Below are 8,233 nucleotides of genomic sequence, written 5' to 3'. Positions count from 1 at the left end.
TCGCCGCCGGCGTCGGGCGCGGCGCCCTCGCCCTCGGCGATGCGGGCCACCACGTCGCCCACCTTGAGCACGTCGCCCTCGCTGACCAGGACCTCCACCAGCCGGCCGCCCACGGGGGCGGGCACCTCGACGGTGGCCTTGTCCGATTCGAGCTCGATCAGCGGCTCGTCCATGGCCACGGCGTCGCCCTTGCGCTTGAGCAGGGCGGCCACTTCCACCTCGGTGATCGATTCGCCGAGGTCGGGCACCGTCACGTCGACCGGCATTGGGTCTTCCTTTCTTCGTGGTCGTTCCAGGGGTGCCGCCCGGGGGCCAGGTCCACCAGCGGACCGTAGACCCGCTCGAGCAGCAGGCAGAGTTCGAGGCGGTGGCTGGCGGCCGAGCCGGTGGCCGGACTCGGCGCCTCGGCGCGGCAGGCGCCCAGCAGGGTGCGGCCGAGCAGGCGCTCGCCGAACCGGTAGCGCAGGTAGGGCCAGACGCCCATGTTGGCCGGCTCCTCCTGCACCCAGATCAGCGGCGTGTCGGCGCCGTAGCGGCCGATCACCCCGACCAGCGCGCTGGCCGGCACGGGATAGGGCTGCTCGAGGCGCACGATGGCCACGTCGTCCCGGCCGAGGCGCTTCCGCTCCTCGACCAGCTCGTAGTAGATCTTGCCGCTGCAGAGGAGCACGCGCTCGGTCCGCTCCGGCGCGGGGCCGTCCGGATCGGCGAGCACCGGGGCGAAGGCGCCCTCGGCCAGGTCGTCCAGGGACGACACGCAGTCCGGATGGCGCAGCAGCGACTTGGGCGTGAACACGACCAGCGGCTTGCGCCAGTGCCGCCAGACCTGGCGCCGCAGCAGGTGGAAGAGCTGGGCGGGGGTGGTCGGGTTGGCGATCTGGATGTTGTCCTCCGAGGCCAGCTGCATGAACCGCTCGACGCGGGCGCTGCTGTGCTCGGGGCCCATGCCCTCGAAGCCGTGGGGCAGGAGCATCACCAGGCCGCTCAGCATGCCCCACTTGCCCTCGGCGGTGGCGATGAACTGGTCGATGATGGGCTGGGCGACGTTGTTGAAGTCGCCGAACTGGGCCTCCCACATGACCAGCGCCTCGGGGTAGGTGAGGCTGTAGCCGTACTCGAACGCGAGCACCGCCACCTCGGACAGGGGGCTGTTCAGGGTGCACACGGCCGCCTGGTCCGGCGCGAGGTGCTGCAGCGGGGCGTAGACCGAACCGTTCTCGACATCGTGCAGCACCGAGTGGCGGTGGCTGAAGGTGCCGCGCTGGCTGTCCTGCCCGCTCAGGCGGACCGGATGCCCCTCCAGGGCCAGGGACCCATAGGCCAGGGCCTCGGCGGCGGCCCAGTCGACGGGCTTCTCGCCCGCCGCCATCTGCCGCCGCTGCTCGAGCAGCTTGACGATCTTGCGGTGGGGGGAGAACCCCTCGGGCGCCGTGCCGATGTGCGCGAGGATCCGCACCAGGCGGTCGCGCGCCACGCCGGTCAGCACGGGCGGGCCGCCCGGCTCCGAGCCGCCCATGTACTCCTTCCAGACGGGGCCGAGCACGCGCTTGCGCTGCACCGAGCCCTCCGGCGGGCCCGCCTCGCGGACCTCGTCGAGGATCTCCTGCAGCCGCTGGCGCCGGGCGACGATCATGCCGTCGGCCTGCTCGCGGGTCAGTTCGCCCTCGCCGGTCAGGCGTTTCAGGTAGCCCTCGCGCACCGTGTCGCGCTTGCCGATCGCCTTGTAGAGCAGCGGCTGGGTGAAGGCGGGCTCGTCGGTCTCGTTGTGGCCGCGGCGGCGGTAGCAGTACATGTCGATGAAGACGTCGCGGCGGTACTCGCGCCGGTAGTCCAGGGCCAGGCTGACGACCTGCGCGACCGCCTCGGGATCCTCGCCGTTCACGTGGAAGATCGGGGCCTGCAGCATCTTGGCCACGTCGGTGGCGTAGCGCGTCGAGCGGCCCTGTTCCGGGTCGGTGGTGAACCCGATCTGGTTGTTCACGATCACGTGCAGGGTGCCGCCGGTGGCGTACCCGCCGAGCTGGGACAGGTTCAGCGTCTCCTGGGTGACGCCCTGGCCGGCGAAGGCGGCGTCGCCGTGCAGCAGCAGGGCCATGCTCTTCTCGTGGGCCTCGTCGCCGATGCGCTCCTGCCGCGCGCGCACCCGGCCGAGGGCCACCGGCGAGACGAACTCCAGGTGGCTGGGATTGAAGCACAGCGACAGGTGCACCACGTCGCCCTGGCGCGTGACCCAGTCCGAGTGGTGGCCGAGGTGGTACTTCACGTCGCCGTGGCCGAGGAAGGTCTCGGCGTCGGCGTCCTCGAACTTCTGGAAGATCTCGCGCGGGCTCATCTGCATGATGTTGGCCAGCACGTTCAGGCGGCCGCGGTGGGCCATGCCGATGACGATCTTCTCGACGCCCTGCTGGCCGGCGTGCTCGATGGCCATGTCCAGCAGCGGGATCATGGTCTCGCCGCCCTCGAGGCTGAAGCGCTTCGCCCCGAGGTACTTGTTCTGGATGAACTCCTCGAAGATCTCCGCGTCGATGAGCCGCTGCAGGATCCGCTTCTGCACCTCCGGGTGCAGGTCGATGCGGTTCTCGCTCGACTCCATGCGCGACTGGAGCCACTCGCGCACCGCCAGGTCGTCGATGTGCATGTACTGCACGCCGATGAAGCGGGAGTAGGTGGCCTTCAGGCGACGCTCGATCTCGCGCAGGGTGAGCATCTCGCCGGGGGCGAGGCTGCCGGCGGAGAAGCTGCGGTCCAGATCGGCGTCGGTGAAGCCGTAGTAGGCCAGGGTGAGCTCGGGCGGCGAGCCGCCGGGCTCGGACAGGGGATCGAGCTTCGCGATGCGGTGGCCGCGGACGCGGTAGTTGCGCACGAGCTGGTCGACCTTGTTCTGGTCGGCCAGGTCGCGGTCGCTGGCGGCGCCCGGAAAGGGCACCCCGGCCGCCGCGCCCTGATCGAGGGCCGCGAACCAGGTCTGCCATTCGGGCGAAACCGAGGCGGGATCCTCCTGCCACGATTGCCAAAGCCTGTCCGCATAGGACAGGCTCAAAATGTTGGGATTATTCATGTTGTCCGGTTTCATGGCTCCGGTTGGCCCCGCCCTGGCGGGATCGTTGGGCAAGGGGCCGCGGCGGGCGGGCGACGAGTTCCGCCCGTCCGGTCGGATCCGGTCCCTGCATGCTGAAAATGATACTCGCAAACAGGTTCCGCCACCATGAATCGCTGGCTGCCCCGCAAAAACGGGTTTTCAGCGGAAGCGGGCCTTGAGGTCGCCGAAGCGGGTGGTCTCCGTGCCGACCTCCCCGTCGGCGAACGGCAGCACGATCACGGTCGCCCCGAGGGCCGGATCGTCGGCGGCATCCCGGATGCGGGTGGCCAGCACCGCGGGATCGCGACTGAACCAGGTGTTGCCGCTGAGGTCGACCGTGCTGCCCGGCGCGTAGCCGATGACGAAGACCGCCCACTGCCCGCCGTCGGCCAGGGTGCAGTCGCGCAGGACGGGTGCCGAGCCGGCCGTGAGCATGAGGACCGTGCGCCCGGCGCCGGCGAAGTCGCAGCGCACGAAGGTCGGCGTCGCATCGTTGCAGATCAGGCCCATGTGCGGCCGGATGTCCAGCCGGCAGTCGGTGAAGGTGCCGCCGCTGCCGAACTCGACCACGAGGGCCGTGTGGCCGCCGGCGAAAGCGACGTCGGTCAGGGTGGGAAAGCTGGCGTCGCGGACGTCGCAGGCCACGCTGCTGGCCCCGACCAGGTCGTTGGCCAGGTCGAGCCGCGCGAGGGCGGGAGCGGCCCGCCGCAGGTTCACCGCGTGGAAGCAGGCGCCGTCGACCGTCAGGTCGGCGACGCTCGTGCCGGGCCCGACGGCCTCGCCGCTGATGCCGAACGTGAGGGTGTCCGCCGGCAGGGCGCGCAGGAACGTGGCGCCGCGACCGGCTCCGCGCACGGTGACGCCGTCGACCAGGTCGAGCAGCGCCCGCCGCGGCGCGCCGTACACCGTCAGGGGCACGGTGCCCGTGTGGGTCCCGGCCGCGAGCCGCACCGTATCGCCTGCGGCGGCGGCGGCCATGCCGGCGGCGGCGACGCGGAACGGTGCGGCGGCGGTGCCGTCCCCGCCGGACGCGGCGGCCGGGTCCACGTGCCAGGTGACGCCGCGGACCGCCGCCGGGCCGACCAGCAGGAACAGCAGCACCAGCGCGGGGACGGCCCGGGCGGCCGCAGCCTGCGGGTGCGGGATCGACGGCTTCGTAGTCTCGGCCACGTGAACGTCCTTCCGGTCTGCATCCGGGACGAGCGTCAGGTTAGCAGCCCGTGGTGAAGGCGGCCACCTGTGGCGGCGGCGAGGGCGGCCCGGTGCGGGACGAGTCCTTCCCGTGGCCCTATCTTGTGCCCGTCCCCCTTGTCCGCCTATCCGGAGGTTCCCATGGGCCGATCCCTCGCACTGCTGCCCTTCGCCCTGCTGATCGCCGCGAATCCGGACGTCGCCGGGGCCGGCCCCGGCGAAGCCTGGGCCCTGGCCACCCGCGCCGAGGTGGCCGCGCCGGACGGCATCGCCTTCACCACCGTCCTGGTGAGCCTGCCCGACGGCACGGCCCTCCTCGAACAGTTCCACCCGGAAGGGGACACGCGGCTCCTGGTCGACGGCGGCGGCCGGGTCTTCGCGGGCGACGGCGAGGGCACCTGGCATTCGGCGGAGCCGGAGATGGCGGACTACGTGCACGGCCACGACGCGCTGCGCCTCTTCCGGGAGGCGGCCTCTGAAGGCCGCGATCCCGGGACCCTCGTGCGCCCGCTGCCGCCGGCTCTCGGCGGCGGCGAGGTGCGCCTGACCTTCGCCGCACCGGTGCCGGTCCTCGGCCACGACCTGCCCACCGCGGCCGTGTTCCACCACGAAGGACAGGCCTGGCGCTACCGCTACACGGAGGTGCTGCCCTTTGTGCCGGCGCCGGGCGCCCCGCTACCCGCCGCGCCGGCGGCCCTCGCCGCGCGCCTGCGCGATCTGGCGGAGATCGCCCGGGTCCACGCACGCGGGCTGGCCGCCCACCGCCAGGGCGACCTGGCGATGCTGCTGGCGGACGAGGCGCCGCGCGGCCTGGTCTCCGGCCGCGGTCGCCTTCGCGAAACGACGTCAGCGGAGACCGGCGCCGCGCTGGGGCCCTACCTCGCCACGACCACCTTCGCACGCTACGAGGACGTGGTTCCGCCCCGCATCACCGTGGCCGCCGACGGCAGCCTGGCCTGGCTCGCCTGCGAGATCGAGGCGGAGGGGGTGCAGGAGGGGCCGGACGGGTCCGCACCGCTCACCTTCGGCTACAGCTGGGTGGAACTGCTGGCGCGCGACGGCGCGCGCTGGGTGCGGGTGGGGAACGCCGCGAGCGCGCGGCCCTGAAGGGCGGTGCCGGTCAGTCGCCGGACGGGCCCTCGGCCGCGGGAGAGGCGGCCTCCTCCGGCTCGGGCGTGAAGAGGTCGCCCACGAACAGGCTCGCGTTCTTGACGAAGAAGACGTTGGGCAGCCCCTCGGACAGGGCCTCGAGGCGTTCGGCGTACTCGGCTTCGCTGCCCCGCTCGGGGGTCGACAGGCCGAGCATCACCACCTCGGCGTCGCGGCTCTCCCGCCGGATGATCTCGTTCACCTTCTCGTCCGGATCCTTGACCAGCACCTGGATGTCGGCCTGGACCCGGATCTCGGCCACGAGCTGCTCCAGCGTGCGCCGGCTCTGGACCTGCATGTGCTCGTTGGTGGCCAGGCTCATGATCGAGACCTTGGCGTTGCGCCACGACGAGTTGCGCGTCAGCAGGTAGGTCAGCAGCAGCAGGAGGTCGCCGTTGCGCTGCAGGCCGCCCCACCAGATCACGACCCGGCGCTCGACCCCCTCGCGCCGGTACAGCAGCTGCGGCCGGATGCGCGCGAAGATGAGCGACTTGTGCAGCACCTCGAGCCGCCGCATGGCGCGCAGGAAATCGACCTGCAGGCCGGGGTCGCTGGGCCAGCCGAGCAGCACCGTGTTGCTCGAGATGCCCGCGATGCCGTTGGCCTGGGCCACGTCCACGATGCCGTCGACCAGATCGCGCACCACGTCGGCCTCGGGGAAGGCCACGACCCCCTCTTCGGCCAGGATCCGGCGCATGTCCGCGGCCGTCTCGCGCAGGTCGTCGCGGCGGTCGTCGAGCAGGTCGCCCACGAAGAGCCGGCAGACGGTGACCACGCCGCGGCCCTGGCTGAACCAGTCGCCGAAGCGCACCAGGTCGAGCTCGGCCCGGATGTCGTCCACGAAGACCAGGATGTGGGGGCGCCAGTTGCGGGGGGTCATGGGGTGCTGGGCCAGGCGCACGAGCGTCCAGCGGATCAGCGACTCGTAGAGGCCGCGCCGCGCGTCGCCCCAGCCGGCGTGGCGCTCGCGGCGGGACAGTCCCAGCCACAGCAGCAGTTCGGCCACCATGGCCACCAGCCCGATGCCGGGGTTGATCAGCAGCATCACCGCCAGGCAGGCCACGCCGCCCGCGAGGTTGATGACCCACGGCGAGCGCAGGCTCGGCCGCCACGACGGGTCGCCGCTGAGCGACTCGAACGCCGCCACGAAGTTCACCGTGCCGTACACCGTCAGGAAGAACATCGTCACCACCGAGGCCACCGCGTTCAGGTCGCCGATGAAGACCGCGGCCACGGCCAGCAGCACCGAGCCGACCAGGGCCGGCGTCAGGTCGGGCCGGTCGTCGCGGCGGCGGGCGAAGACGCCCGGAGCCAGGCCGTCGCGGGCCAGGGCCGCCAGGGTGCGCGGGGCGCCGAGGATCGAGCCGAGGGCCGACGAGAAGATGGCCGCCCACAGCCCGGGCAGGATGAGCACCGGCCCCAGCGGCGCGATGCGAGCCCAGATCATGGGCTCGTCGCGCAGTTCGTCCGGCGTGGCGCCGATGGCCAGCAGCACCGGCACCACCAGGTAGACCACCAGGCCGGTGGCCACCGCGGCGAAGGCCCCGCGCGGGAGCGACTTCATGGGGTCGGCCAGGTCGCCGGACATGCCCAGGCCCGCCATCACCCCCGTGACCGCCGGGAAGAACACCGCGAAGCCGACCCAGAAGCCGATCGTGCCCGAACCGCCGCCCAGGGGCAGCGATTCGATCTCGCGGCCCGCCAGGGCGCCGACCGCCAGGGCGACCAGCGAGACGCCCACCAGGACCAGCAGCGGCAGCTGGGCCTTCAGCGCCTTCTCGGCCCCGGCCCACGCCAGCACGCCGACCGCCACGACGACCCCCAGGGCCACCGGCTGCAGGGGCAGGCCGGGCCAGACGATGCGGAACGATTCGGCCAGACCGTAGGCGTACAGCGTCACCGAGAAGGCCTGCGAGAGGAAGAGGGGCAGTCCGATGGCGCCGCCGACCTCGATGCCGAGGCTGCGTGAGATGACGAAGTAGGCGCCGCCGGCCCCGATCTGGGAGTTGGAGGCGACCGCCGAGAAGGAGAGCGTCGTGATCAGGGTGATGGCGTTGGCCAGCAGCACGATGGGAATCACCTGCCCGAGGCCCAGGTGGCCCACCAGCCAGCCGAAGCGCAGGTACATGATCACGCCGAGGATGGTGAGGATCGTCGGGGTGTAGACGCCGTAGAAGGTGCCCAGCTTGCGCGCGGTCATCGCGCGCCGCCGTCCGGTCGCCTCGCCCGCAGCGCCGCCGCCAGGTCGCGGCTGGCCGCGAAGTGAAGCGCCGCGTCGGGCACCGAGTCCCAGTAGTCGTCCAGTTCGCGGTTGCCGGTGGCGCGTTCGTAGAAGAGCGACTGCAGCAGCAGGTCGAGCTTGTCGGCGTCCTTCACCAGGCGGGCCTCGGGCGTGTCGTTGCCCATGTACTGCTCCTGCCAGGTGCGCCACTCGTCGCCGCAGGCGAGGCCACGGACCAGTTCGGACAGGGCGTCGCGCTCGGCGTCGGCCTTCACGCCCGCCGGCAGCAGCCGCGAGGCGCCGCGGGGCATGTCGCCGGTGACGCTTTCGGGCAGGTCGTGCAGCACCGCCATGGCGAGCACGTCGCTGCGGTCGCAGGGGGTGTCGACCATCTCGAGCAGGAGCAGGGCCACGAGGGCCACGCCGTGGGAGTGGGCGGCCACCGTCTCGGGCGCGGCGACGCCCTTCTGCGCCCAGCCGGTGCGGGGCACGGTCTTCAGCCGGTTCGCCTTCCAGAGCAGGTCGACGACGGCGCCGGGATCCATGTCGGGGTTCACGCGGTCTCCAGTCGGGTTGGGGCCGGACGGCGCGGG

General features: G+C 72.3%; 6 protein-coding genes. 1 reads left to right on the top strand and 5 read right to left on the bottom strand.

Annotated elements, in window-relative coordinates; genetic code table 11:
• The 3 genes from KDM41_08380 to KDM41_08370 form a co-directional block, all read right to left on the bottom strand.
• The coding region (locus KDM41_08380) for a biotin/lipoyl-binding protein (protein MCB1183437.1) at window positions 1-266 on the bottom strand (266 nt) is incomplete at its 3' end.
• On the bottom strand, window positions 251-3,058 hold the full coding sequence (locus tag KDM41_08375; protein ID MCB1183436.1) for a 2-oxoglutarate dehydrogenase E1 component: 2,808 nt from the start codon (window positions 3,056-3,058) through the stop codon (window positions 251-253). The genes KDM41_08375 and KDM41_08380, both read right to left, overlap by 16 nt.
• 180 nt (window positions 3,059-3,238) lie before the next feature.
• Window positions 3,239-4,249, bottom strand: coding sequence for a right-handed parallel beta-helix repeat-containing protein (locus tag KDM41_08370; protein ID MCB1183435.1), 1,011 nt, complete (start codon window positions 4,247-4,249; stop codon window positions 3,239-3,241).
• 162 nt (window positions 4,250-4,411) lie between these two features.
• Between KDM41_08370 and KDM41_08365 the strand changes: the two genes are divergently transcribed.
• Window positions 4,412-5,377, top strand: coding sequence for a hypothetical protein (locus KDM41_08365; GenBank protein ID MCB1183434.1), 966 nt, complete (start codon window positions 4,412-4,414; stop codon window positions 5,375-5,377).
• 13 nt (window positions 5,378-5,390) lie between these two features.
• Here KDM41_08365 and KDM41_08360 read toward each other — a convergent pair whose 3' ends face one another.
• Together KDM41_08360 and KDM41_08355 are read right to left on the bottom strand one after the other, a co-directional pair.
• On the bottom strand, window positions 5,391-7,619 hold the full coding sequence (locus tag KDM41_08360; protein MCB1183433.1) for an amino acid permease: 2,229 nt from the start codon (window positions 7,617-7,619) through the stop codon (window positions 5,391-5,393).
• Window positions 7,616-8,197, bottom strand: coding sequence for an HD family hydrolase (locus KDM41_08355; GenBank protein MCB1183432.1), 582 nt, complete (start codon window positions 8,195-8,197; stop codon window positions 7,616-7,618). The genes KDM41_08360 and KDM41_08355 overlap by 4 nt, the downstream gene beginning before the upstream one ends.
• Window positions 8,198-8,233 lie beyond the last annotated feature (36 nt).

The sequence above is a fragment of the bacterium genome (assembly GCA_020440705.1).
In the GTDB taxonomy this organism is placed as follows: domain Bacteria; phylum Krumholzibacteriota; class Krumholzibacteriia; order LZORAL124-64-63; family LZORAL124-64-63; genus JAGRNP01.
Note: the sequence above shows the minus strand (reverse complement) of the source record. Positions and strands in the feature narration are given on the sequence as shown.

Coding starts and splice junctions, on each gene's coding strand:
- KDM41_08375 (MCB1183436.1), bottom strand. CDS start 3,058: ATGAATAATCCCAACATTTTGAGCCTGTCCTATGCGGACAGGCTTTGG.
- KDM41_08365 (MCB1183434.1), top strand. CDS start 4,412: ATGGGCCGATCCCTCGCACTGCTGCCCTTCGCCCTGCTGATCGCCGCG.
- KDM41_08360 (MCB1183433.1), bottom strand. CDS start 7,619: ATGACCGCGCGCAAGCTGGGCACCTTCTACGGCGTCTACACCCCGACG.